The organism is Microbispora sp. NPDC004025 (genome assembly GCF_053604425.1).
In genome coordinates, this window is sequence record NZ_JBSGHN010000010.1 from 238,756 (window position 1) to 263,631 (window position 24,876).

General features: G+C 72.9%; 21 protein-coding genes. 12 read left to right on the top strand and 9 right to left on the bottom strand.

Annotated features, from left to right (window positions below; all coding sequences use genetic code 11):
* Window positions 1-90: 90 nt before the first annotated feature.
* From ACWEQG_RS24690 to ACWEQG_RS24700, 3 genes are all read right to left on the bottom strand, one after another.
* The gene (locus ACWEQG_RS24690) at window positions 91-774 is read right to left on the bottom strand and encodes a response regulator transcription factor (RefSeq protein WP_346227301.1); all 684 of its coding nucleotides are present in this window, start codon (window positions 772-774) and stop codon (window positions 91-93) included.
* A 58-nt stretch (window positions 775-832) separates the two neighbouring features.
* Complete coding sequence (locus ACWEQG_RS24695; protein ID WP_452288105.1) at window positions 833-2,107, bottom strand: sensor histidine kinase; 1,275 nt, start codon at window positions 2,105-2,107, stop codon at window positions 833-835.
* A gap of 80 nt (window positions 2,108-2,187) precedes the next feature.
* Window positions 2,188-3,048 carry a RecB family exonuclease gene (locus ACWEQG_RS24700; RefSeq protein ID WP_363473203.1) on the bottom strand — a complete coding sequence of 287 codons (861 nt, stop codon included), beginning with the start codon at window positions 3,046-3,048 and terminating at the stop codon, window positions 2,188-2,190.
* A 161-nt stretch (window positions 3,049-3,209) separates the two neighbouring features.
* On the opposite strand from ACWEQG_RS24700, the gene ACWEQG_RS24705 reads away from it, so the two are divergent.
* Complete coding sequence (locus tag ACWEQG_RS24705) at window positions 3,210-4,340, top strand: site-2 protease family protein (protein WP_452288107.1); 1,131 nt, start codon at window positions 3,210-3,212, stop codon at window positions 4,338-4,340.
* 201 nt (window positions 4,341-4,541) lie between these two features.
* A complete protein-coding gene (locus tag ACWEQG_RS24710; protein WP_452288109.1) occupies window positions 4,542-6,035 on the top strand; it encodes an FHA domain-containing protein in 1,494 nt (497 codons plus the stop codon).
* Window positions 6,036-6,079: 44 nt separating this feature from the next.
* Here ACWEQG_RS24710 and ACWEQG_RS24715 read toward each other — a convergent pair whose 3' ends face one another.
* Window positions 6,080-6,670: a TetR/AcrR family transcriptional regulator gene (locus ACWEQG_RS24715; protein ID WP_363473198.1), complete on the bottom strand. Its 591-nt coding sequence runs from the start codon at window positions 6,668-6,670 to the stop codon at window positions 6,080-6,082.
* Window positions 6,671-6,723: 53 nt separating this feature from the next.
* Here ACWEQG_RS24715 and ACWEQG_RS24720 point away from each other — a divergent pair, with 53 nt between their 5' ends.
* Both ACWEQG_RS24720 and ACWEQG_RS24725 read left to right on the top strand, forming a co-directional pair.
* Window positions 6,724-7,644 (top strand): carbohydrate kinase family protein, encoded by a 921-nt coding sequence (locus ACWEQG_RS24720; RefSeq protein WP_452288110.1) that lies wholly within the window; start codon window positions 6,724-6,726, stop codon window positions 7,642-7,644.
* A gap of 46 nt (window positions 7,645-7,690) precedes the next feature.
* Complete coding sequence (locus ACWEQG_RS24725) at window positions 7,691-8,914, top strand: aminotransferase class III-fold pyridoxal phosphate-dependent enzyme (RefSeq protein WP_452288112.1); 1,224 nt, start codon at window positions 7,691-7,693, stop codon at window positions 8,912-8,914.
* A gap of 143 nt (window positions 8,915-9,057) precedes the next feature.
* Here ACWEQG_RS24725 and ACWEQG_RS24730 read toward each other — a convergent pair whose 3' ends face one another.
* Entirely contained in the window at window positions 9,058-10,170 is a 1,113-nt protein-coding gene (locus tag ACWEQG_RS24730; RefSeq protein ID WP_452288114.1) for a GNAT family N-acetyltransferase, read from the bottom strand.
* Window positions 10,171-10,274: 104 nt separating this feature from the next.
* On the opposite strand from ACWEQG_RS24730, the gene ACWEQG_RS24735 reads away from it, so the two are divergent.
* The 4 genes from ACWEQG_RS24735 (at window position 10,275) to dop (ending at window position 16,144) form a co-directional block, all read left to right on the top strand.
* Complete coding sequence (locus tag ACWEQG_RS24735; RefSeq protein ID WP_363473537.1) at window positions 10,275-11,138, top strand: tRNA (adenine-N1)-methyltransferase; 864 nt, start codon at window positions 10,275-10,277, stop codon at window positions 11,136-11,138.
* A gap of 205 nt (window positions 11,139-11,343) precedes the next feature.
* A complete protein-coding gene (gene arc, locus ACWEQG_RS24740) occupies window positions 11,344-13,107 on the top strand; it encodes a proteasome ATPase (RefSeq protein ID WP_363473539.1) in 1,764 nt (587 codons plus the stop codon).
* Between the two features lie 208 nt (window positions 13,108-13,315).
* The gene (locus tag ACWEQG_RS24745; protein WP_452288115.1) at window positions 13,316-14,551 is read left to right on the top strand and encodes an acyltransferase family protein; all 1,236 of its coding nucleotides are present in this window, start codon (window positions 13,316-13,318) and stop codon (window positions 14,549-14,551) included.
* A 75-nt stretch (window positions 14,552-14,626) separates the two neighbouring features.
* Window positions 14,627-16,144: a depupylase/deamidase Dop gene (gene dop / locus ACWEQG_RS24750; RefSeq protein WP_452288213.1), complete on the top strand. Its 1,518-nt coding sequence runs from the start codon at window positions 14,627-14,629 to the stop codon at window positions 16,142-16,144.
* Window positions 16,145-16,203: 59 nt separating this feature from the next.
* Here the strand turns inward: dop and ACWEQG_RS24755 are convergent, their stop codons facing one another.
* The gene (locus tag ACWEQG_RS24755; RefSeq protein ID WP_452288117.1) at window positions 16,204-16,701 is read right to left on the bottom strand and encodes a hypothetical protein; all 498 of its coding nucleotides are present in this window, start codon (window positions 16,699-16,701) and stop codon (window positions 16,204-16,206) included.
* Between the two features lie 94 nt (window positions 16,702-16,795).
* Here ACWEQG_RS24755 and ACWEQG_RS24760 point away from each other — a divergent pair, with 94 nt between their 5' ends.
* The 3 genes from ACWEQG_RS24760 to ACWEQG_RS24770 are packed head-to-tail and all read left to right on the top strand — an operon-like array spanning window position 16,796 to window position 19,276.
* The gene (locus ACWEQG_RS24760) at window positions 16,796-17,476 is read left to right on the top strand and encodes a response regulator transcription factor (RefSeq protein ID WP_452288119.1); all 681 of its coding nucleotides are present in this window, start codon (window positions 16,796-16,798) and stop codon (window positions 17,474-17,476) included.
* Window positions 17,477-17,519: 43 nt separating this feature from the next.
* Entirely contained in the window at window positions 17,520-18,815 is a 1,296-nt protein-coding gene (locus ACWEQG_RS24765; protein WP_452288121.1) for a sensor histidine kinase, read from the top strand.
* A 35-nt stretch (window positions 18,816-18,850) separates the two neighbouring features.
* Entirely contained in the window at window positions 18,851-19,276 is a 426-nt protein-coding gene (locus tag ACWEQG_RS24770; RefSeq protein WP_452288123.1) for a PepSY domain-containing protein, read from the top strand.
* 19 nt (window positions 19,277-19,295) lie between these two features.
* On the opposite strand, the gene ACWEQG_RS24775 is transcribed toward ACWEQG_RS24770, so the two are convergent.
* Window positions 19,296-20,351, bottom strand: a complete 1,056-nt coding sequence (locus ACWEQG_RS24775; RefSeq protein WP_452288125.1) for a serine/threonine-protein kinase — start codon at window positions 20,349-20,351, stop codon at window positions 19,296-19,298.
* A gap of 273 nt (window positions 20,352-20,624) precedes the next feature.
* On the opposite strand from ACWEQG_RS24775, the gene ACWEQG_RS24780 reads away from it, so the two are divergent.
* Window positions 20,625-20,834, top strand: coding sequence for a ubiquitin-like protein Pup (locus tag ACWEQG_RS24780; protein ID WP_142572552.1), 210 nt, complete (start codon window positions 20,625-20,627; stop codon window positions 20,832-20,834).
* 77 nt (window positions 20,835-20,911) lie between these two features.
* Here the strand turns inward: ACWEQG_RS24780 and ACWEQG_RS24785 are convergent, their stop codons facing one another.
* Together ACWEQG_RS24785 and ACWEQG_RS24790 are read right to left on the bottom strand one after the other, a co-directional pair.
* Window positions 20,912-23,656, bottom strand: a complete 2,745-nt coding sequence (locus ACWEQG_RS24785) for a glycoside hydrolase family 38 N-terminal domain-containing protein (RefSeq protein WP_452288127.1) — start codon at window positions 23,654-23,656, stop codon at window positions 20,912-20,914.
* Window positions 23,616-24,830: a Gfo/Idh/MocA family protein gene (locus ACWEQG_RS24790; RefSeq protein ID WP_452288129.1), complete on the bottom strand. Its 1,215-nt coding sequence runs from the start codon at window positions 24,828-24,830 to the stop codon at window positions 23,616-23,618. Before ACWEQG_RS24790 ends, ACWEQG_RS24785 begins: the two co-directional genes overlap by 41 nt.
* Between the last annotated feature and the right edge of the window lie 46 nt (window positions 24,831-24,876).

A 24,876-nucleotide genomic window follows, 5' to 3' on the forward strand; every position in this document is an offset into this window, starting at 1 on the left:
TCTCGGCCGGCGGGGGCGCCCGCGGACGGCGGGGGGGGGGGGCCGCCGCCCACGCCCCCGCCCCGGCCCGGCGACGCCGGGCCGGGTCGATCAGGAGAAGGCGCCGGGAACGATCAGACCGGTCTCGTACGCGAGCACGACCGCCTGGACCCGGTCGCGCAGCCCCAGCTTGGTCAGCACGTTGCCGACGTGGGTCTTCACGGTCGTCTCGCTGACCACCAGCTGGGCCGCGATCTCGGCGTTCGACATGCCCTTCGCGATCAGGCGCAGCACCTCGAGCTCGCGCTCGGTGAGCCGGTCGAGCCGCGCCGGGGTGGCCTGCTGGTGCGCGGAGGGCAGCCGGGTGGCGAACCTGTCCAGCAGCCGCCGGGTGACGCTCGGCGCCACGATCGCGTCGCCCGCCGCCACCACGCGGATCGCCTGGACCAGCTCGTCCGGCGGCACGTCCTTGAGGAGGAACCCGCTCGCGCCCGCGCGCAGCGCCTCCACGATGTACTCGTCCAGGTCGAACGTGGTCAGCACGAGCACCTTCGGCACGTGGGCGCTGGGCGCGGCCTCCCGCACGATGCGGCGGGTCGCCTCGATGCCGTCGGTGCCGGGCATGCGGATGTCCATGAGCACCACGTCGGGCAGCAGGGCGCGGGACTGCTCCATGGCCACCGCGCCGTCGCCCGCCTCGCCCACGACGGTAACGTCGGGCTCGGCCTCCAGGATGAACCGGAACCCGGTGCGCAGCAGCGGCTGGTCGTCGACCAGCAACACCCGGATCGTCATGATGCGTCCGTCCTGAGGGAGGCGGCGGGCCGCCGGGTGGAGGGGGACACCCTGATCGTCATGCTCTGTCCTCGAGGGGGCTCTGCTTGAGCGGAGTGTGGTCAATGGGGCTGTGGTTGAGGGGGCGGTGGTTGAGGGGGCTGTTACCCAGGGGGAACCGGGCGCGGACCTCGAATCCGCCCCCGGTGCGGGGACCGATCCGCAGAACACCACCATAGAGCGCGACGCGCTCGCGGATGCCCACCAGCCCGTGGCCCTTGCCCCCGATCCGCAGCGACTCCTCCGCCGCGCCGCGCCCGTCGTCCTCCACGTGGATGCTCAGCTCGCCCGGCTCGTGCCGTACGGTGACCCAGGCGCGGGCGGAGGGCCCGGCGTGCCGCAGGCTGTTGGTCAGCGCCTCCTGCACGAGCCGGTAGGCGGCGAGGTCGACCCCGGGCGGCAGGCCGCGCCGCTCGCCCTCGACCCACAGCTGGGTCCGCAGGCCCGCCTCGCGCATCTGCTCCACCAGCGCCGGCAGGTCCTGCATGCCCGGCTGCGGCCCGCGCTCTGCCGGGCCGTCGGTGCGCAGCACGCCGACGATGCTGCGCATCTCCGCCATCGCCGTGCGGCCCATCTCCTCGATGGCGGTGAGGGCGTCCCGCGCGACGTCGGGCTTGGTGTCGAGCATCCTGCGGGCGGCGGCGGCCTGCACCGTCATCACGCTGACGTGGTGGGCCACGACGTCGTGCAGCTCCCGCGCGATGCGGGAGCGCTCCTCCGCCCGGGCGGCCCTGGTGTCGGCCTCCCGCGCCCGCTCCAGCCGGTCGGCCCGCTGGACCAGCTCCGAGAGGTAGGCGCGGCGCAGCCGCAGCGCCCGGCCGCACACCCAGCACAGCAGCATGACGGCGATGACCACGACGTGGTCCGTCCAGGACGGGGTGATGATCCCGGCGAGGGCGCTCGCGAGGTAGGAGCAGAACGACACGAGGAGAGCCGCCGCGCTCAGCGTCAGCCCTCGGTACGCGGCGACAGAGTAGAGCAGGACGAGGCCGCCGAACTCGCTCAGGCCGGGATCGTAGTGGAGCCCGTCCAGCACCGCCTGGGGGACGCAGGTGGCGACCAGCAGCACGAAGGGCCGGTCACGCCGCAGGGCCACCGGCAGCGTGCAGGCCGCCGCCAGGATCAGGTTCAGCGCGTCCGCCGGGCGCGGCGGGGCGGACCGCAGCCAACCGGCATCCCCGGCCGTCAGGATCCACCACAGGGACGCGGTCGTCAGCACCACCGCGAGGATCGAGTCGGAGACCGGGGGATGGGCCCGAAGCCAGGACCGTGTACTGCCGGGGGTGGTGCGCACGTACCAAATCTAGGCGGTCACCGCCCGCGTCCACCCTGCCCGGGACGGATATGCGCCTCCTCCCCGCGGATGAGTCCGGCTCACAGCTCGTCGCTGGCCGACCTTCTGCTGACGCGGGCGGACAGCCCGGGCTCGCGGTCGGGGACGGGCGGCGGCGTGCCGCCGAACTCCGGGCACAGCGCCTGGTGGTCGCACCAGTCGCACAGCCGCGAGCGGCGGGCGCGCCACTCCTTGGTGCGCACGGCGCGCTCGATGGCCGTCCACAGCGCCTCGACCTTGCGCTCGGTCGCCCGCAGGTCCGCCTCGTCCGGGACGTAGCGGACGATCTCGCCGTTCCCCAGGTACATGAGCTGGAGCATCCGGGGGACCTGGCCGCTGCGCCGCCACAACGCTAGCGCGTAGAACTTCATCTGGAACAGCGCCTTGGCCTCCCACTCGCGCCCCGGCGCCGTGCCCGTCTTGTAGTCCACGACCCGCACCTCGCCGGTCGGGGCCACGTCGAGACGGTCGATGTAGCCGCGCAGCAGCAGCCCGCTTTCGAGCACGACCTCGACGTACATCTCCCGCTCGGCGGGCTCCAGCCGCCGGGGGTCCTCCAGCGTGAAGTAACGCTCGACCATGCCGCGCGCCTGCGTCAGCCAGGCGTCCCGCTCGCCGTCGTCCTCGAACAACCCCGCGTAGTCGGGCTCCTCGGACAGCAGCCGCCGCCACTGGGGTTCGAGCAGATCCTGCGCGGCGGCGACCGTCCGCGCCTCCGCGGGCAGGTCGTAGAGCCGCTCCAGCACCGCGTGAACGAGCGTGCCCCTGACCGCGGCGGCCGAGGGCCGCTCGGGGAGCTGGTCGATCACCCTGAACCGGTAGAGCAGGGGGCAGGTCATGAAGTCACCGGCCCGGGAGGGGGAAAGCGCCCCGATGACGGCGCGCTCTTCGGCGAGGGTCATGCCCGAACTGTAGGACACCGGGCCGACAGAACGCGCCCGCCTCGCCCCCCCGCTCGCCCCGCGTGGCCGATCACACGGTGCGCGACGGGCGGGCGAGCTCTTAGGCTGATCTCACGCTCCGGCACGTAGCATCGAGGGGCGCGGGAGGGGAAGGCGGCCACATGAGCACACCTGTCAAGGAGTCCAGCGGACTGCGGATGGGACGGCCGTTCGGCATCCCCGTCTACGTCTCGCCCACCTGGCTCATCGTGGCGGCGTTCATCACGATCAGCTTCCAGCCGCAGTTCGCCGACATGCTGCCGGGCTTCAGCGAGACCGCGGCGTACGCCGTCGCGCTGGCCTTCGCCGTCCTGCTGTACGTCTCCGTGCTGCTGCACGAGCTGGCGCACTGCGTCGTGGCCAAGCACTACGGCCTGCCGGTGCGCCGGATCACCCTCTACATGCTCGGCGGCGTCTCGGAGATCGAGCGCGAGCCCGAGACGGCGGGCCGGGAGTTCGCCGTCGCCTTCGCCGGGCCGCTGCTGTCGCTGGGGCTGGCCGGGATCGGGGCCCTGGCGGAGGCGTTCGTCGTGCCGCCGGGCGGCCTGGCGCAGGTGCTCGTCTGGCAGCTGTGGCTGTCCAACCTCATCGTCGGTCTGTTCAACCTGCTGCCGGGGCTGCCGCTCGACGGCGGCCGGATGCTGCGGGCCGCCGTGTGGAAGGTCAGGCGCGACTCGGGCACGGGCACGCTGGTCGCCGCGTGGGTCGGCCGGGGCGTGGCGGTGGCGGTGGTCGTGGTGCCGCTCCTGATGAACCTGATGGCCGGGCAGGAGCCCGGTATCGGCAGCATGCTCTGGACCGTGGTGCTGGCGTCGTTCATCTGGTTCGGCGCGTCCCAGTCGCTGCGGGTGGCCCGTGTGCGGGCCCGGCTGCCGCAGTTGCGGGCCCGGGCGCTGGCCCGCCGGGCGATCCCGGTCACCGCCGAGGTGCCGCTGTCGGAGGGTCTGCGCCGGGCCCAGGAGGCGGGGGCCGGGGCCATGGTGGTGGTCGACCACGACGGGCGGCCGGTCGGCATCGTCAACGAGGCCGCGGTCAACGCCACTCCCGAGCACCGCAGGCCGTGGGTGAACGTCGGCGCCCTGTCGCGCGCCCTGGAGCCCTCGCTCGTGCTCGGCGCCGACCTGGAGGGGGAGTCCCTGCTCGACGCCATGCGGGACACCCCGGCGCCGGAGTACCTGCTCGTCGAGCGGGGCGGGGAGATATACGGCGTGCTCGCCACCGCCGACGTCAACCGCATGTTCACCGGTGTGTGAGCGCGGCCCGGGGGACGGCCTCCCCGCCGGGGACCGGGTGCTGATCGAAGCCGGGTCCGGGCATGGTCCGGTCGTTCGTCGCGCGCTCCCGCAGGCCGGTTCGCCGTTCTTTTTTGCTACTTTCTGGGGTGATCGATCCGGCACATGGCGTGCCGGCGATGGTGCCGGTCATCCGGTGGCGTTTCCGGAGGGAGAACTTCTGTGACGGAACAGGGCGTGGGGGTGGTCCGCCCGCTGCCGGGGGAGGGCGTGGTCGCCCATCTGAACGGTTTGCTGCTCGTGTGCGCCACCGGCGGCGACCAGCCGGTCGAGGACCTGCTCAGCGCGCTGAGCGAGACCGCCACGACGGGCGGCGACGGCCGGGCGCTGGCCCGCCGGGTGGCCCAGGTCCTCGCGCGCGCCATGGACAGGTCCATCGGCGGGGAGCCGGTGGCCTGCGCGGTCGCCGGACCCGCGGGGGGCGGTGTGGCCGTGCTGGTCAGCGGGGCCGCGTACGCCAGCGTGTCGGGCTCGGACGGCGAGGTCCGCCTCGCCGGGCACGACGCGCTGACCTGGACCGACCGTCTCGTCAACGGCCCGGTGTCCCGGGTCGAGCTGCGCCTGCCCGGAGCGGGCCCGTCGAGCCCGTACGCCCGGCTGGACGGCGGCGTGGTCACCGGAGCCGGTCTGGAGTGCGACTTCGCCCAGCACGGCGATCTCGCCTTCCCGCCGCTGCCTCCGCGCCCGCCGCAGCACCATGGGCAGCCGCAGGGACAGCAGCAGGGCGTCCAGCCGCCGGCCATCGGGGCTCCCGAGCCGATCGCCCCGCGCGGGCCCGTGGTGCCGTCGTCCGTGCCGCCGCCGCCCGCGTCGCCGTTCTCCTCGGGTCCGCTGCCCGGCGCGGGGCCGTCGGCCGAGCAGGCGCCGCCGGGATCGTCCCAGCCGCTCGCGCCGCCGCCCGCCCAGCCGCCGTCCCATGTCTCCCAGCCGCTGCCGCCGTTGCCGCCCGCCCTCCCCGATTCCGGGCCGGCGCATCACTCCGGGCCGCAGCCGATGCCCCCGCTGCCCGAGCCCGCCGAGGACCGGGGCGGGCCGCACGACCTCGACTTCGGCGGACCGCATGACTTCGGTGGGCCGGACGGTCCGCCGAGCGGGCCGTTCGAGCCGGCGCCGCACGCGCCCGCCGACGAGGACCAGGGCGAGCCGACCCAGATGGACTCGACGCCCGAGCCGGAGCCGCGGCCGATGGTCTACGGCGTCGACTGCAAGAACGACCACTTCAACGATCCGCGTGCGCCGTACTGCGCGGTCTGCGGCATCCCCATCGACCAGCGGGCCGTGGTGCCGTACAAGGGGCCCCGGCCGCAGCTCGGGGTGCTGCTGCTCGACGACGGCATGGCGCTGCCGCTGGAGGCCGACTACCTGCTGGGCCGCGACCCCGAGCGCGCGCCCGAGGTGCAGTCGGGCGAGGCCAGGCCGGCCAGGGTCACCAGCCCCGACGGCTCGGTGTCGCGCCGTCACCTGCGGGTCTTCCTGGACAACTGGGACGTCAACCTGCTGGACCTGGGCTCGGTGAACGGCACCCAGATCCAGCCGCCCGGCGACCCCAACTTCTACGACATCCCGCCGAACGAGCCGGTGCCGATCCTGCCCGGCACGACCGTGCGCGTCGGCGTCTCGCGCACGATGCGGTACGAGCCCCACCGCAACGCCTGATCCCGTGAGACACGCCGGGGGCCTGACCGGCTCCCGGCGGCGGGTCAGGCGCGCAGGCGCTCGATCTCGCCCGTGATGAGCCGTTCCAGCCGCTCGCCGGTGACGTGCGACGGATAGAGCAGCCGGTGCACGCTCAGCCCGTCCACCAGCGCGAGCAGCCGCTCGGCGACGTCCTCCAGGTCCTCGTCCGTACGGATCTCACCGGCCTCGGCGGCGGACCTGAGCAGGCTCGTCACCAGATAGCGGAGCTCGGCGGCCTCGCGCCGCTGGACATCGAGCAGCGCGGGGCTGGTCAGGCTGCGCCCCCAGAAGCCCACCTCCAGGCCGGTCTCCCCGGCCCGCTCCTCGTCCAGCGGCACGTTGTCGAGCAGCAGCTCCCGCAGCGCCGCCAGGCCGGTGCGGCCCGACAGCTTCTCCCGCAGCCGGTCGGCGATCCGGCGGTGGGACGCCTCGAGCGCCGACAGCAGGATCTCGTCCTTGTCGGCGAAGTAGTGCGTGAGCACGCCGTTGGAGTATCCGGCCTCCTTGGCGATGGCCCGCGTGGTCGCGGCCTCGATGCCCTCGCGCAGGATGACGCGGCGGGCCGCCGCGACGACCTCGCCCCTGCGCTCCTCGTGATTGACGATCTTCGGCATGGGTCCACCACCTCGGTTGACATTTTAGTCGGGCGCCCGTCTATTATCCGCTCATGACGGTAGTGACGGTCGGCGTGCATATCGTCGACGTCCTGGCCCGCCCGGTCGAGTCCATCCCGGCCGGTCAGGACACCCACCTGCTGGAGCAGATCCGCATCACCGCGGCCGGCGCCGCCGCGGGCACGGCCGTGGCCCTGGCGAAGATCGGCGTGCCGGTCGCCTCCATGGGCGCCGTCGGCGACGACGAGCTCGGCGACTTCCTCCTGATGATCATGGCGCGGCACGGTGTCGACGTGGACGGCGTGGTGCGTAGGGCGGGGGAGCAGACGGCGGCCTCGATCCTGCCCATCCGGCCCGACGGCGGCCGGCCCTCCTTCCACGTGCCCGGGGCCAACCTGGGGCTGGCGACCGCCGACCTCGACGCCGGCCGGCTGACCGGCGCGAAGGTGGTGCACCTCGGCGGCATGGACGTCACCTGGGGCCTGCACGACCCCGCCTTCTACGCGCTGCTCGACAAGGCCCGCGAGGGTGGCACGGCCGTCACGCTGGACCTGCTGTCGAACATGCCCGACCTCATGCCCGGCGTCCGCGCGTTCCTGCCCCACGTCGACTACCTCCTGCCGAACGAGGAGCAGGCGCTCATGCTCAGCGGGGCGCCGACGCCGGAGGAGGCCGCCGCCGCGCTGCTCGCCGAGGGCCCGAAGGGCGTGATCGTCACCCTGGGGGCCGCGGGCAGCCTCGTCGCCACCCCCGGCGGAGTCACCCGTGTGCCCGCCCTGGACGTGCCGGTGGTCGACACCACGGGCTGCGGCGACGCGTACTGCGCCGGCTTCGCCGCCGGACTGCTGCGCGGCGAGGACGTCCTCGGCGCCGCCCGCCTCGGCACGGCCGTGGCCGCGCGGGTCGCCGGCGGGCTCGGCTCCGACGCGGGTCTGGACGGCTTCGTCCCCGGCGACCCCGCCCCGGACGCCTGACCCAGGCTCCACCTCCCCGATCCCCCCGAGCTCAGGAGTGCCGCCCATGTCCGTCGACGCATCTCTGCGGGCCCGTGCCGCCAAGGTCATCCCCGGCGGCATGTACGGCCACCTCAACGCGGCCCTGCACGGGGACCGCTACCCCCAGTTCTTCGTCCGCGCCGAGGGCGCCCGGCAGTGGGACGCCGACGGCCGCGAGTACGTCGACCTGATGTGCAGCTGGGGCCCCATGATCGTCGGCCACCGCAACCCGAAGGTGGAGGCCGCCGCCGCGGCCCAGCAGGCGGGAGGCGACTGCCTGAACGGTCCGGGCCCGGTCATGGTGGAGCTCGCCGAGCTCCTGGTGGACCTCATCCCCTCGGCCGACTGGGCCATGTTCTCCAAGAACGGCACCGACGCCACCACCCAGGCCCTGATGGTGGCCAGGGCGGCGACGGGCCGGACCAAGGCGCTGGTCGCCCACGGCGCCTACCACGGCGCCGACCCCTGGTGCACGCCCGGCCTGTCCGGGGTCACCCCGAACCAGCGGGCGGACACGATCGAGTTCACCTACAACGACCTCGCGAGCGCCGAGGCCGCCGCGGCCCAGGCGGACGGCGACGTCGCCGCCATTCTGGTCACGCCGTTCAAGCACGACTCGTTCGAGGACCAGGAGCCCGCCGACGCGGAGTTCGCCCGGGGCGTACGGGCACTGGCCGACCGTCTCGGCGCGGCCCTGGTCATCGACGACGTACGCGCCGGGTGGCGGCTGGACCTGCGCGGCTCGTGGGAGCCGTTCGGCGTGCGCCCCGACCTGACGGCCTGGAGCAAGGCGATGGCCAACGGTTTCCCCATCGCGGCGGTCACCGGGACCGACGCGCTGCGGGGGGCGGCCCAGACGCTGTACTCGACCGGCTCCTTCTGGTTCTCCGCCACGGCCATGGCCGCCGCCAAGGCGACGATCGAGATCCTGCGCGAGATCGACGGTCCCGCGCTCATGCACCGGGCCGGGACCCGGCTGCGGGAGGGGCTCGCCGCCCAGGCGGCGGCGCACGGCTTCGTGGTCCGCCAGACCGGCCCGGTGCAGGTGCCGTGGCTGTCCTTCGACGGCGACGAGACCCTGGAGAAGGGCATCGCCTGGGCCGGGGCCTGCCTGGAGGAGGGGGTCTACCTCCATCCCTGGCACAACTGGTTCCTGTCGGCCGCGCACACCGACGAGGAGATCGACCGGGCCCTGCAGGGCACCGACGCCGCCTTCGCCAAGCTGAGGGCCGCGTACGGAGCCGACTGAGAGGGCGACCGGCGCCGGCGTGGCCGGAACGCCCACCAGGGCGTGCCGTGCCGCGGACGGCCCGCGCTCGGGCACCGGGTTCCGGGCGGCGCCCGAGCGCGGGAGGTCCGTCCCGGGTTCGCCCGGGCGGGCGGGAAGAGGGTTCAGGGACGAGTCCTGGCCCATTGGACGTCGTCCAGGCGGGTGTCTCCCGGTCCGGGCAGCAGCCCCTTGACGAGGTGCTCCCTGGTGAACCCCGCCCGTTCGAGCACCCGGTGTGAGGCCGTGTTGCCGGGGGCGGTCCCGGCGATGATCCGCCTCAGCGGCGTGTTCGCGAACGCCCACTCCACCAGCAGGTTCACCGCCCGCGCCACCATGCCCCTGCCGCGATACTCCGGACGGAGGCTGTAGCCGAGCATCGCCTGGCCGAGCGGCGGGACGACGCCGGTGAGCTGAATCTCCCCGGCGAACCGGCCGGTCACCGCGTCCCTGATCGCGATGTCCGCCCGCTGGCCGGTCAGCCACCGGTGCCCGGCGTACCGGCAGAGGAACTCGCTGCCCGCGTACTCCGGCGGCACGGGCGGCACCGACGAGTCGATCACGTCCGGTAAGGACGCCAGCGCGAAGTAGTCGGCGGCGTCCTCGGTGGTCAGCGGCGTGAGCCGGACGACGCCGTCGGTGAGCGAGCCGCCGGGGAACCCCCCGGGAAAGAACGGCAGGAAGGGCGCGATCGGGTCGCCCGGGTCGGAGGCGAGCCGCCCGAACACCGCCAGATCGGCGCGGGCCTCCCCGCGCGTCGAACCGGCCGCGCGCAGCACGCCTTCGTGGGTGAACCCGCAGCGCTGGGCGACCTGCTGGCTCGGAATGTTGTCGACCTCGGCGATCAGCCCGATGCGGGGAACGCCCCGCGCGAAGGCCCGCTCGGCGAGCGCCCGGACGGCGGCGGTGGCGACGCCGCGGCCCCGGGCCCACGGGGCGAGCCAGTAGCCCACCTCGGTCACGCCGAACCGGTCCGGCGGCTTCAGCCCGGCCGTCCCGAGGACCTCGCCCGTCCCGGGATCGGCGAGGAGGAAGTCGGCTCCGCCGTTCTCCCAGGTGGCCGGGACGGCCTTGGTGATCCAGGCCAGCGCGTCGTCACGGGTGTACGGCGACGGGACGAAGGGGATGAAGCGCGCGATGTCGGGGTCGGAGCAGGCACGAGCGATCTGGTCGGCGTCCCCCTCGACCGGCAGGCGCAGAACGACCGGTCCGGCGGGAATCGCCTCTTGGGGCAACATGTCCCATTGTTAGCAGCAGCGACACCACGGAGGCCAGTGCTTTGCCGCCCGGCGCCTCTCCGGCCGGGGCGAATCTCGTCGGTCGCGGCACTAGCCTTTTCCGCATGGGTTTTCGCAGGCACGGCCCGTTCCGGGCCGGAGATCAGGTCCAGCTCACCGACCCCAAGAACAAGCGGCACACGGTGACGCTGAAAGAGGGCGGCGTCTTCCACACGCACAAGGGGTCGATCCCGCACGACGACCTGATCGGGCAGCCGGAGGGGTCCGTCGTGCGGTCCTCGGGCGGCACGGCGTACCTGGCGTTCCGGCACCTGCTCGCCGACTACGCGGTGTCGATGCCGCGCGGCGCCGCGGTGGTCTACCCGAAGGACGCGGCCCAGATCGTCGCCATGGCCGACATCTTCCCCGGCGCCCGGGTGGTGGAGGCCGGCGTGGGGTCGGGCGCGCTCACCTGCTTCCTGCTGCGCGCGGTCGGCCCGGAGGGGAAGGTGACCTCCTACGAGCGGCGCGCGGACTTCGCCGAGGTCGCCACGAAGAACGTGGAGAAGTTCCACGGCGGCCCCGTGGGGCAGTGGCGCCTCGTGGTCGGAGACTTCGTCGACGCGCTCGACGAGGCGGACGTGGATCGCGTCATCCTGGACATGCTCGCTCCTTGGGAGTGCGTTGACGCGGCGGCGAAGTCCCTTACTCCCGGGGGAGTTATTTGCTGCTATGTTGCGACAACGACCCAATTGTCTAGAACGGTGGAGACCCTGCGGGAGCACGGGAGTTTCACCGAGCCCCACGCGTGGGAGACCCTGGTTCGCGACTGGCATGTCGAGGGCCTCGCGGTGCGGCCCGACCACCGGATGGTCGGCCACACGGGGTTCCTCGTCACGGCCCGGCGCATGGCGGACGGCGTCACGCCCCCGCCGCGGCGCAGGCGCCCCGCCAAGGGGGCGTACGGAGAGGGGATCGAACAAGGGTGACGATTCGGCCACAACCCGGCAAAGCCACGTGACACGGGAACATCTGGGTGTGTTCCTAATGGTGACCCGAACAATCGGTCCATAAGGTATCAAACGCCGAACACCCAACGTAACTACACGAACACTGCCCGGCCAGGTTACGTACAGCGCCAAGATAGGTAGGGTCTTGAGTAGTCGTTCTCGACGGGGAAGGAGGTGACGGGGCGTGGCAGCTCGCGACGACGCTGAGGCTCGGGCCGCGCAGCGCGAACGGGAGGTCGCCGACCTCACAACACAGGTCTCCTTCCTGCAGGAGGAGATCACCGCGTTGCGCCGGAAGCTGGCCGAGTCTCCCCGGCAGGCCAGGGTCATCGAGGAGCGTCTCCACGAGGCGCAGGCACAGGTGGCCGCCCTCACAGGCCAGAACGAGCGTCTGGTCGCCACCCTCAAGGAGGCCAGGGACCAGATCGTCGCCCTCAAGGAGGAGGTCGACCGGCTGGCGCAGCCGCCGTCCGGATTCGGTGTCTTCCTTGAGGCGAGGGAAGACGGCACGATCGAGGTGTTCACCGGCGGGCGCAAGCTCCGGGTGAACGTCAGTCCGGCCGTGGACGTCGACTCGCTGAAGCGTGGCCAGGAGGTCATGCTCAACGAGGCGCTCAACGTCGTCGAGGCCCTCGGCTACGAGGACGTCGGCGAGATCGTGATGCTCAAGGAGTTGCTGGAGGAGGGCGGGCGCGCCCTCGTCATCTCGCACGCGGACGAGGAGCGGGTCGTCAAGCTCGCCCACTCGCTGCTGGAGCAGCCGCTGCGGGCCGGCGACTCCCTCCTGCTCGAACCCCGTTCCAACTACGTCTACGAACGCATCCCCAAGTCCGAGGTCGAGGAGCTCGTCCTCGAGGAGGTCCCCGACATCTCCTACGAGGAGATCGGCGGCCTCAGCAGGCAGATCGAGCAGATCAGGGACGCCATCGAGCTGCCCTACCTGCACGCCGACCTGTTCCGCGAGCACAAGCTGCGCCCGCCGAAGGGCGTGCTGCTGTACGGCCCGCCCGGCTGCGGCAAGACGCTGATCGCGAAGGCCGTCGCCAACTCCCTGGCCAAGCAGGTCGCGGAGAAGACCGGCCAGTCCGGCAAGAGCTTCTTCCTCAACATCAAGGGCCCCGAGCTTCTCAACAAGTACGTCGGCGAGACCGAGCGGCACATCCGCCTGGTCTTCCAGCGGGCCCGTGAGAAGGCATCCGAGGGCACCCCGGTGATCGTGTTCTTCGACGAGATGGACTCGATCTTCCGGACCCGCGGCTCGGGCGTCTCCTCCGACGTCGAGAACACCATCGTCCCCCAGCTCCTGTCGGAGATCGACGGTGTCGAGGGCCTGGAGAACGTCATCGTCATCGGCGCCTCCAACCGCGAGGACATGATCGACCCGGCGATCCTGCGGCCCGGCCGTCTGGACGTCAAGATCAAGATCGAGCGGCCGGACGCCGAGGCGGCCAAGGACATCTTCTCGAAGTACATCGTCAACGACCTGCCGCTGCACCCGGACGACCTCACCGAGCACGGTGACAGCCGCGAGGGCACGATCGCCGCGATGATCCAGCGCGTGGTCGAGCGGATGTACGCCGAGAGCGAGGAGAACCGCTTCCTCGAGGTGACCTACGCCAACGGCGACAAGGAAGTCCTGTACTTCAAGGACTTCAACTCCGGCGCCATGATCCAGAACATCGTGGACCGCGGCAAGAAGATGGCCATTAAGGAGTTCCTCGACACCGGGCAGAAGGGCCTGCGGATCTCGCACCTGCTGGCCGCCTGCGTGGACGAGTTCTCCGAGAACGAGGACCTGCCCAACACCACCAACCCCGACGACTGGGCCCGCATCTCCGGCAAGAAGGGCGAGCGGATCGTCTACATCCGCACGCTCGTCCAGGGCAAGCAGGGCACCGAGGCCGGACGGTCGATCGACACGGTCGCCAACACCGGTCAGTACCTGTAGCACCCCGGCACCCGGCCGGGCCGGTGCCATCGAGGAGCGGCGCGATCAGATCGCGCCGCTCCTCCTGCTTTCCGGGCTCCTCGTCCGGACCGCCGGCGGGACGGTAGGCCGGTTGTCGCCCGTGACGTTCGTTATCGGAGGGAACCGAAGCCGGGAGTGATCACGTCAAAGATGGCATGATCTTCCTTGGCTCGCGCGGGTGACTTCCGTGAGACAGCCCGTCAGACAGCCCGTGCGGCGCGGCGCTCCGGTCCCGGCGGCGGTCCCGGTGCCGCGAGCGGCCGCACCGGCCGGGAGCCGCCGCCTGGTCGAGCTCGACGTCCTGCGCTTCGTGGCCGCGTTCGCCGTCATGGCCTTCCACTTCATGGCGGCCAGCAGGTCGCTGTGGGACGAGTTCCCCACCACGCTGTTCGAGCCGGTCGCCCGGCTGACCACGCTGGGCATCCTCGGCGTGGAGCTGTTCTTCCTCATCAGCGGGTTCGTCATCCTGATGAGCGTCTGGGGGCACACCGTCGGCGAGTTCGCCGTCTCCCGGGTGTCCCGGCTGTACCCGGCGTACTGGTTCTCCGTGCTTGTGATCTTCGTCATGTACCGCTTCAGCGGGGTCGCCGGTTTCGACCCCAAGCTCAGCGACGGCGAGTACCTGCTCAACCTGACCATGTTCCAGGGCGCGTTCGGCGTGGGCCACGCCGGCGGCGTCTTCTGGTCCCTGTGGGTGGAACTGCGGTTCTACGTCCTCGTGGCGCTGTTCTCCCTCGTGGGGATCACGCTGCGGCGCTGCCTGGTGTTCCTGGCGGCCTGGACCGGCCTGGCGCTGCTGGCCGAGTTCACCCAGAACGAGACGCTCGTCTTCGTCTTCATGCCGCGGCAGGCGCCGTACTTCATCGCGGGCATGGCCTTCTTCCTGATCCACCGCTTCGGGGCGCGCTCGGGGGCCCTGGTCCCGTGGCTGATGGTCGCCGCCGGCTACGGGATGTCCCTGCACGCCGCCATGGAGCGCGTGGGGGAGCGGGTGCGCCTGATCGGCATCGCCCGCTACCCGGCGCCCCCGGAGGCCGTCGTCGTCGCGATCACGCTCGTCTACCTCCTGATGGCCGCGGTCGCCCTCGGCTGGCTGCGGTGGGTGCGCTGGCGCCGCCTGGTCGCCCTGGGGGCGCTGACGTATCCGCTCTACCTGCTGCACCAGACGGTCTCGGCCGTCCTGATCCCCGCGTACCGGGACGTGGTGGACCCGTGGCCGCTCGCCGGGATCACGATGGCGGTCTCGATCGGGCTCGCGTACCTGATCTACCGGCTGGTCGACAAGCCCGGTCAGCGATGGCTTCGGGCCAGGTTGGGGGCCCTGCTCGACCGCTCCCGCAGGCCCCGTGAGCGTGGCGGCGGCCGTGCGTCCCGGACCGTGACGACCATTCCGGCGCAAAGTCCCGAGGCATCTGTGCCGTAACTGTTCGGTAGCAGGGCATAGAGAAAGGGCTAGGCTCGGATATGACTACGACGGCCTGAAGCAGGCGGGGTGCGAATGACGGTTCGGCGGGTGATGGGCATCGAGACCGAGTACGGCATCGCCGTGCCCGGTCAACCGGGAGCGAACGCGATGGTGACCTCCTCACAGGTCGTCAACGCGTACCTGGCGGCGTCGGCCGCCCGGGCTCGCCGGGCCCGGTGGGACTTCGAGGAGGAGAACCCGCTCCGCGACGCCCGGGGGTTCGACCTGGCCCGCGAGGTGGCCGACCAGAGCCAGCTCACGGACGAGGACCTCGGGCTCGCCAACGTGATCCTCACCAACGGCGCGCGCCTGTACGTGGACCACGCCCACCCGGAGTACTCGACGCCCGAGTGCACCAACCCCCGGGCCGCGGTGATCTGGGACAAGGCGGGCGAGCGGGTGATGTACGACGCCGCCGTACGGGCGTCCTCCATGCCCGGCAACGCCCCCATCCAGCTCTACAAGAACAACACCGACGCCAAGGGCGCGTCGTATGGCTGTCACGAGAACTACCTCATGCGCCGCGCGACGCCGTTCGCCGACATCGTCAGGCACCTGACGCCGTTCTTCGTGTCGCGGCAGGTGGTGTGCGGCGCGGGCAAGGTCGGCATCGGCCAGGACTCGCGCACCGAGGGCTTCCAGATCAGCCAGCGGGCCGACTTCTTCGAGGTCGAGGTCGGGCTGGAGACCACGCTCAAGCGGCCGATCATCAACACCCGCGACGAGCCGCATGCCGACCCGGAGAAGTACCGGCGGCTGCACGTGATCATCGGCGACGCCAATATGTCGGAAATTTCGACATATTTGAAGCTCGGTACAACGGCACTGGTGCTGGCGATGATCGAGGAGGGGTTCCTCACCATCGACCTGACCCCCGAGTCGCCGGTCGCGGCGCTGCGCGCGGTGTCCCACGACCCGACCTGCAAGTACGAGATCGCGCTGCGCAACGGGCGGAAGATGACCGCCGTGCAGCTGCAGATGGAATACCTGGAGCAGGCCCGCAAGTACGTGGAGGACCGCTTCGGCTCGGGAGTGGACGAGCTCACCAAGGACGTGCTCAACCGCTGGGAGTCGGTGCTCACCCGGCTCGCCGAGGATCCGATGCAGCTGTCCCGTGAGCTCGACTGGGTCGCCAAGCTGGAGATCCTGGAGGGCTACCGCACCCGCGACAACCTGCCCTGGAACCACCCCCGGCTGCAGTTGGTCGACCTGCAGTACTCCGACATCCGCCCCGACCGCGGCCTCTACAACCGGCTCGTCGCCAGGGGCAGGATGCAGCGCCTGGTGACCGACGAGGACGTCGACCGCGCGGTGGAGACGCCGCCCACCGACACCCGGGCCTACTTCCGGGGCCGGTGCCTGCGGCAGTACAGCGAATCGGTCGCCGCCGCCTCCTGGGACTCGGTGATATTCGACATCCCGGGCCGCGAGTCGCTCCAGCGCGTGCCGACCCTCGAACCGCTGCGCGGCACCAAGGCGCACGTGGGCGACCTGCTCGACCGCTGCCGCACGGCCGCCGACCTCGTGGCCGCGCTCACCGGCGAGGGCTGACCGCCGCGCCGGTCGTGGCCGGTGATCAGCCGTGCCGGGCGATCAGTCGTGCCGGGCGATCAGTCGTGCCGGGATATTCGGGGGACGGGGACGTCGCTGGCGCAGCGCACCTCGATCTCGACCCTGCCCTCGCCGCCCTCGTCCGACTCGAACCGCACCCGGGCGTGGTCGTCCGGCCCCGGATCGACGTCGTGGACCTCGTAACCCTGAGCGGGCGTCCACGACTGGAGCCGCGCCAGGCCGCCGTCGCACCTGGCGATCACGCTGCCCGCGCCGGTCGAGATCAGCTTCCGGCCGGTGACGGGCGCGGCGCTCGGCGCGGGGGACGGTGCCCGTTCGGGGGACCGTTCCGGTGCCGCGGCCGAGGCGGGGCCGGAGGACGGCGCGGCCGGGGTGTCCCGGGCGAGCGCGACGCGGATCTCCTCGGCCGTCATGGGCCGCCCGGCGGGTCCGGCGAGCGGCCGGCCGAGCAGGCCGAGCACCGCGACGCCCGCCCCGGTGGCGAGCGCGGCGGCCAGCAGCCATCCGGCGACGGCGAGGACGAGGCGGGTGTTCACGCGCCCACTCTCCCACCGCGAACACTAAGGGATCGCTAAGGCCCTGATAACGGACTTATGCCGCAGGACCGTGGAGAGCTAACGTAGCGGCCAAATGCCAAGCGTGCTCCTCATCGAAGACGACGCCCCGATCCGCGGCTCCCTCACCCGGAGCCTGCGCGAGCGCGGCCATGCCGTCTCCTCCGCCCCCACCGCCCTCGACGGCCTGCGGTCGGTGGTGGAGGACCGGCCGGACCTCATCGTGCTCGACCTCGGCCTGCCCGACATGGACGGAGCGGACCTGCTGCGCATGCTCCGCGCCGTGAGCCGGGTCCCGGTCATCGTGGCCACGGCCAGGGACGGGGAGGCCGAGATGATCCGCCTGCTCGACGCGGGCGCCGACGACTACGTGGTCAAGCCGTACAGCGCGGCGCAGCTCGACGCCCGCATCCGGGCCGTGCTGCGCCGCGTGGACACCGCCCCCGAGGACACCTCGCTGACCGTCGGGGCGCTGCGCGTGGACCCGCGTACCCGCGAGGCGACGCTCGACGGCGCCCCGCTGGACCTGACGCCGCGCGAGTTCGACCTGCTGCACTACCTGGCGGCGCGGGCCGGACAGGTGGTCACCAAGCGCGAGCTGCTCACCGAGGTCTGGCAGATCCCCTACGGGGGCGCCGACAAGACGGTCGACGTCCACCTCTCCTGGCTGCGCCGCAAGCTCGGCGAGACCGCCCAGCAGCCGCGCTACCTCCAGACCGTCCGAGGCGTCGGCGTCCGCCTCACCGCGCCCTCGTGACCGGTACGGCGACCCGCGCCGGTGCGGGCCCGGGGGAGCGCCGGTGAGACGCTGGCTCGCGGCCCTCGTCGCGGCGACGACGTCACTCGTGCTCGTGTCGCTGCTCGTGCCGCTGGCGCTGCTGGTCCGTTCGGTGGCGCAGAGCGAGGCCGTCGACTCGGCCACCCGGGCCGCCGAGTCGGTCGCGGTGGCGGTCGGCACCGTGGACGAGGAGACCCTGCGGCTGACCGCGGAGCAGGCGAGCGCGTCGAGCGGCCACCCGGTGACGGTCTTCCTCGCCGACGGCCGGGTGCTCGGAGCCGCCGCGGCCCGCACGGCCGCGGTGGACCTCGCGGCGCGGGGCCGCAGCCTGTCGGCGGCGGCGCCGGGCGGCCGGGAGATCCTGGTGGCGGTCGAGGGGGCGCCGGGCGGCACCGCCGTCGTCCGCGCCTTCCTCGGCGACGACGATCTGATGCGCGGCGTACGTCAGACGTGGCTCGCGCTGCTGATCCTCGGGGTCGCCCTCGTCGGGGTCGGCATCCTCGTCGCCGACCGGCTCGCCCGCGCGGTCGTCCGGCCCACCACGGCGCTCGCCGAGGTCTCCCACCGCCTCGCCACGGGCGACCTTACCGCCAGGGCGACGCCACTCGGCCCACCCGAGGTGCGTACGGCCGGCCTGGCCCTCAACCACCTGGCGGGACGCATCTCGGATCTCCTCGCCGAGGAGCGGGAGATCGTGGCGGACGTCTCCCACCGGCTGCGAACCCCCCTCACCGGCCTCAGGCTGGAGGCGGAGTCGCTGTCGGACCCCGGAGAGGCGGCGAGGATCGAGACGCGCGTGGACGCGCTGGAGCGCGCGGTCACCGCGGTGATCAACGATGTCCGGCGGCGGTCGCGGGAACGGGCCTCGTGCGACGCCGTCCCGGTCGTGCGCGACAGGGTGGCGTTCTGGTCGGTGCTCGCCGAGGACCAGTCCAGGGCGGTCGTGCTCGACCTGGCCCCCGGCCCGCTGCCGGTGGCGGTCTCCGCCGAGGACCTCGCCGCCTGCGTCGACGCCCTCCTGGGCAACGTCTTCGCGCACACCCCCGACGGCGCGTCGTTCCGCGTCGGCCTCGCCGCCGGTGATCCCGCCCCGGACGGAACCGGCGGGGAGGGCGGCCGGGTGGTCCTCACGGTGTCGGACGCGGGTCCGGGCTTCGGCCCGGGCGACCCGCTGAGGCGGGGGGAGAGCGGGGCCGGGTCGACCGGCCTCGGCCTCGACATCGCCCGTCGCGTGGCCCAGGAGTCGGGCGGCTTCCTGGCTCTCGGCGCGTCCGATCTGGGTGGTGCGGAGGTACGCCTGGTTTTAGGGATCGCTTAGCGCGGCCCTAGCATGATCGCTGCGACGGTTGGGTCATGAGAAACACAACGAAGATCGCTCTCGCGGCCGCCACGACCCTCGCCGCCCTGACCGCCGGTGGAACGGCCGTGGCCTCCGCCTCCGTCGCGGCGCCGGCCTCCACCGCTTCGACCGCCACCGCTTCGAGTGGCACAGCCGTCAGCCGGAGCCGGGCGGTCGCGATCGCCAAGAGGCGGGTGCCCGGCGCCCGGGTCACCAAGGTGGAGCGCGAGTGGGAGCACGGCCGCCGCGTGTGGAAGGTCGAGCTCCGCAAGGGTCACCGGGAGTACCGCGTGTACGTCTCCGTCGCGAGCGGGAGGATCGTCAGGTTCCGGGTCGAGGACGACGGCCGCCGGCACGACGACCGGGGTCACCACGGCAGGGGCCACGACGACAGGGGTCACGACGACCGGGGCCACCACGGCCGCGGTCACGACGACTGACCGTCACCGGCAGGCGCGGTCAGGGCGCCGGGGGGCCGTTGCGGTGCCGGCGGGGGCGGGTCGTGGGGGCGGGCCAGTAGGGTGAGTCCCCCTGCTGCTGATCTACGTCGTAAAGGCGCCCGGCCGTGAGCTCCCCGGGCGCCCGCGGCGATCCGTGCGCGGGGGCACGGCCGTAGGGATGCTCCCTGCTCTGCCTGGGCGTGGTACGGCTCGGCAGCTCGCCGGCAGCCGTCCGGCCCGGCGTCGCGGCCGGGATGCCCTGCCGCCGCAGCACGTCCACCAGCGTGTGCATCGCCTGGTCGACGGTGAGCCGTTCGTCCGGGTCGGGCCGCAGCAGGCCCTCCAGCAGCGGACGCAACGGGCCCGCGCGGCGCGGGGGCTCGGGCCCGCGGCCGAGCAGCACCTCGGCCGGCAGCGGGCTCATGGCCGGGTACGGCGGCCGTCCCTCGACCCCGCAGTAGAGCGTGGCGCCGAACGACCACAGATCGGCGGAGGGGGCCAGGGACTTCCCGCGCAGCCGCTCGGGGGCGAGATAGGCGCCGGACCGCGCCACCGGCACGGTCGAGGACCCGGCCGGGTCCCGGTCGAAGGCGGCGATGCCGAAGTCGGTCAGCACCACCCGGTCCTCGGTCAGCATCACGTTGGCCGGCCGGATGTCGCCGTGGACGACGCCCAGCGAGTGCGCGTGCCGTACGCCCGACAGGAGCTGGAAACCCACCCACGCGGCCCAGTGGACCGGAAGCCGCCCGAGGTGGCGCACGGTGTCGGCCAGCGTGAGGCCCTGCAGGAGCTCGGTGACGATCCAGAGCCGGCCCTTGTCCTCCAGCAGGTCGTGCACCGTGATGACGGCCGGATGGCTGAGCCGGGCCGCGGAGCGGGCCTCCCGCAGCGCCTGCCGGCGGGCGGCGGCCAGGTCGGCCACGTCCACGCGGTACGGCGGCTGCACCTCCTTGATCGCGACATCGCGCTTGAGGCGGAGATCATGGGCCTGCCACATGATCCCCCCGGAGTCCCGCCGGAAGGGCGTCAGCAGCTTGTACCGATCCGCCAGCAGTTGCCGTGCGTGCGATGCCATCGACCACCCGTGCGCTAGCCCCAGATCCGTGATCCATCAATTGTCGTCCCGGATGCGGTCGCACCGCGCCGAAAGGCGGCCACGGGGAGTGTGACGTCGATAACGATCCGGTCTAAGGACGCGCGGAATCCTCCGTGTTCGCCGTGCCTGCGGGCACCGGGTGGGCCGGCCTCGCGGCAGGGCCGAAGATCGCACGCCCTTTCGCGCGCATTGTCGGTCGGTTCGGGGAAGATATGGGGAGAGGCGTCCCCCCGAGCAGCGGAGGTGTCAGGGATGGCGACCAAGGAGACCGGCGGCCAGAAGCAGACTGGGCGTCAGGAGCACGAAGTCGAGGAGACCGAGGCGCAGGCGTCCCCGGACGTCCAGGAGCGCCAGGAGAAGCTCACCGACGACGTCGACGCGATCCTGGACGAGATCGACGAGGTCCTCGAGGAGAACGCGGAGGAGTTCGTCCGTTCCTACGTGCAGAAGGGCGGACAGTAACCCGACGGAGGCGTCCGGCCCGGTGGCGGCGCTCCGGGGGGAACCGACCCCTCCGGCAGCGGCGCCGCCGGGCGCCGTCACGCCATGGCGAGATGAACGGTCGCGATCTCGAAGGGCCTGAGCGGGACGCGCACCGTCCGCCATGAGGCCCCCTCGTCGCGGGACACCTCCAGAGGGCTCAGGGGAGAGCCCTGAACGCCGGCCGTCCAGGCCGCGGTGAAATCTCCTCGTACGACCGCCTCGGTGGCCGTGGGATGCTCGGCCACCAGGCGGACCTCCAGCCGTCCGTCCCGCTCGCGCAGAGCGGTCATCACGACGCCGTCCCCGCCGACCGACAGACGGCCGCCCCAGCCCGTCCCCGCCGCACCGCCCGTGTCGCCCGCGCCAGCGCCGGGCACGGCGAGCAGGTCGTGGCGGAACTCCTCCGCGAGCCGCGGCAGCCCCGCCTCGTGCCACCCGCCCGCGTACGGCAGGACGGCCAGGCGCACGGTCAGCGGCCCCTGGCACTGGGCGGCCGGGGCCTGCACCTCCGGCCCCGCGGGCTCGTCGCGGTAGGGATTGCGGTTCCTGGACAGATACCCGACGGACCGCACGAGCGTGAGCGCCATCTCGGCCCCACTCTCGCTGATCTCGTACTCGGTGACGTGGTCGAGCAGCACGGCCAGGCCGCCGGCGGCCGCGAAGGACTCGGCGGGGAAGGTCGGGATCGGACGCTCTCCGCCTCCGCCCTCGGCGGACAGGCCGCGCCGCACCACGGCGAACTGTCCCTCCGCGTACGACTCGGCCGCCGCCCGGGGCAGCGGCGCGTGCCAGCGGACGCGGTGGTCGCGGCAGCGCACGTCCATGGTGATCTCGCACCGCGCGAACCGCTCGCCCGCCCTGAGCTCCACCCGGGTCGTGACGTCCGCCGGCACGGTCGCGGCGTCGCCCGCGCCGGCCGGCCAGTCGTACCCGCGGGTGATCTCGTATACGCCGGTCAGCGGTCCCGAGCAGATCTCCTCGACGGTGACGCGGGAGGGCCGGTCGAGGAGCCGGTCGCCGGGCGGCGGCGCGTGGTTGTAGGTGTCCCCGGCGTCCCCGCCGTGGACGATCCGCCCGACGCCGTGGACCTCGACGCCGCCCGCCCCGCGCAGGGACAGCGTCCCGTCGCCGGCCACGCGCACCCACAGCAGGCCGTTGTCCAGCACCGGCTCGAACCCGTACGGGTCGGTCCGCAAAGCGCCCGGGACGGGGGCGGGCCCGGCGGGCGCGACCGGACGTGCGGTGAGGACGGCGCGGCCCAGCGGCGGCACGGTGACCAGCGCGGCCACGGTGACCACGGGCTCGGCCACCGTGCGGACGGTCCACGGCCCCGGACCGGCATCGAGGACGGCCCTGCGCAGGTCCTCGTACGCGTACGCGCCGGACGCGTGGCGGCTCACGGTGACGGTGAACACGCCGTCCGCGGCGGCCCAGGAGACGATCTCGTGGCCGTACAGTTCCCGCTCGTGGACGCGCCCGAGCAGCCGGGAGAGGTCGTCCATGACGGTCTCGTCGAGCAGGGTCGCGGCGTGTTCGAGCCGCTGCACGGGAACGGTGACGGGGACGGGACGCCCGCGGCCGTCCGCCAGCGACGCCCGGTCCTCGGGCAGGTCGGCGAGCACCAGGCCGGTCCGCTCGAACGGGGACGGGTTGACGACGACGAGCGAGTCCTTCGGCGCGGCCCCGGCGAGGGACGCCGCGACCAGGTCCACGACCGCCTGGGCCGTCTGCCCGGCCTCGGCCATCCTCGCGGCCACCTGCTGGGCGGTCTCGTCGGAGCCGCACCCGGTGACCGAGTCGTGCCCGCCGCAGGCGATGACCGACCGCCAGGCCATGTCGATCAGGCGCTCGCACGCCGAACGGTCGGTGAGCCACAGCGCGGACAGCGGCTCGGCGTAGCGGGTGAGAACCCGCTCGGCCCGCGCCATGGCCTGCTTCAGCGGCACCCGGGCCGAGATCACGCCGGGCAGGAGGTTGGCCCGCGCGTGCGAGCGCAGCTCGCCCGTCACACGCGGCAGCCCGCCGCCGGGACCGTCCAGGCCGGTCAGGGCCTCGGCGAGGGTGGCGACGCGCAGTCCCGACGCGGTGATCTCGCGGGCGGGAGCCGAGTGGTCGGCGCCGTACATCGCCAGCAGCGTCCCGTCCGCCGCCCAGTCCTGCGCGTTCGAGACGAAGGCCGCCACGCGGTCGGGCAGGCCCTCGGCCGGGCCGGTGAACAGGCCGGAGGCGTTGCCGTACCCGCCGGGCAGGTATCTCGTCCTGATCGTCGTGCCGTCGGCCCCGGTCCAGTCGAAGGCGTCGCGGTCCACGTGCGCGGGCACGCCCCGCCACAGGCACGCCGCGCGCAGCCCGGCCAGCGACAGGATCTGCGGCATCTGGGCGCAGTGGCCGAACTGGTCGGGCAGGTACCCGACCGGCATGGCGCCGCCGAGCGCGGCCGCCCCCCGCATGCCGTACTCCAGGTTGCGCAGCAGGGTCTCGCCCGAGCACAGGAACTCGTCGGCGAGGATCAGCCAGGGCCCGACGGCGAGCCGCCCCTCGGCGACGAACCGGGCGACGTCGCCGTGGCGTTCCGGGCGGATCTCCAGGTAGTCCTCGACCGCGGCGAGCTGGCCGTCCATCGTGAAGCGGTAGGCGGGGTCGGCGGCCATGGCGTCCAGGACCTCGTCGAGCACCCGCACCAGGCCGACGCGGAACCGCTGGAAGGGCAGGTACCACTCGCGGTCCCAGTGCGTGTGCGGGACCACCACGATCTCGCCGCTATCCGCTGACGCTCTGCTCGGCGTGACCGATGGCTCCACTCGCGCCCTCCTCGGCGTAGCTGCTGACGCCGGCCCCGGCGGTCGCCTCCCGGGGGGCGCCGGTGACCTCCTGGGCGCACTCCCCGCCGATGGGGACGCCGGCCCAGCGCGCGTACCGGTGCACGATCCGCTGCGCCGTGACAATATCCTCCAGGGCCCCGTCGAGTCCGGTGAGCGGCGGTTCGTCCTGGGTGACGAAGCGGTGGAAGGCGCGCAGTTGCCGCTCGAACGCCTCGGCGACGTCCTCGTTGACGACCGTCCGCTCGGTGGTGCCGACGCGGCAGGTGACCGTCAGCCGGGTGGGCGTGTTCAGCATGTACGGCGAGGGGAAGCGCAGCTCCAGCGAGCCGTGCTCGTGGTGCAGGGTCATCACCTCGTGGTAGGCCGGATAGCTCGGCAGGTAGTGCCACCGCAGGCCGTACCGGCCGGAGCCCTCGACGGGCAGCGTCCCGCTCACCTCCAGCGACGGCGGGAAGGCCTCCACCGGCCACACGGCCACATGGTCCACCGTGTCCGGAGATCCGGTGAACAGCCGCAGCAGCGACAGCTCGTGGCAGAGGCTGCCCAGCAGGACCTCGGCGTACAGCCGCCGCAGCCGCTCCGACGAGGTGCCGAGCGCGGCGGTGAGCGCCCGGTCGTCGGCCTCCGCGTAGGGGGTCGTCCGTTCGGGGGAGGGCCGTCCGGGCCGCGCGCGGGCGAACAGCAGCTGGGACTCCTGCGACGGGTGCAGCACGGTGGCGTCCAGGTGGCGGACCACGCCCGGCCCGCCGGCCTCGTGCAGCGCCTCCAGCAGCCGTTGGGAGGCCGGGTCGTACTGCTTCATGTAGCCGGTCATCAGGCGTTCGCCGGACAGGCCGCTCAGCTCGGCCCGGCTGAAGGCGAGGGGCTTCTCGCACAGCACCCACAGGCCGCGTTCGAGCGCGGCCCGCACCAGCGGCCCGTGGGAGCCCGGCGTGAGCACGATCAGCGCGTCGAACCCGCCCTCGTCCAGCATCGCCCATGGGTCGTCGTACGCCGGGACGCCCGCCTCCCGGCCCACCGTCTCCGCGTGCCCGCGGTCCAGGTCGCACACGGCGGTGACCCGGAACAGGTCGCGCCGCCGCGCCAGTAGAGGCAGGTAGACGACCTGCGCGACCACGCCGAGCCCGGCGATCCCCACCTTCACCGTGTCCACGTCCTCACCCTCCTCCGCTCGGCGGCCTGCCCTGCACCTCCCCACC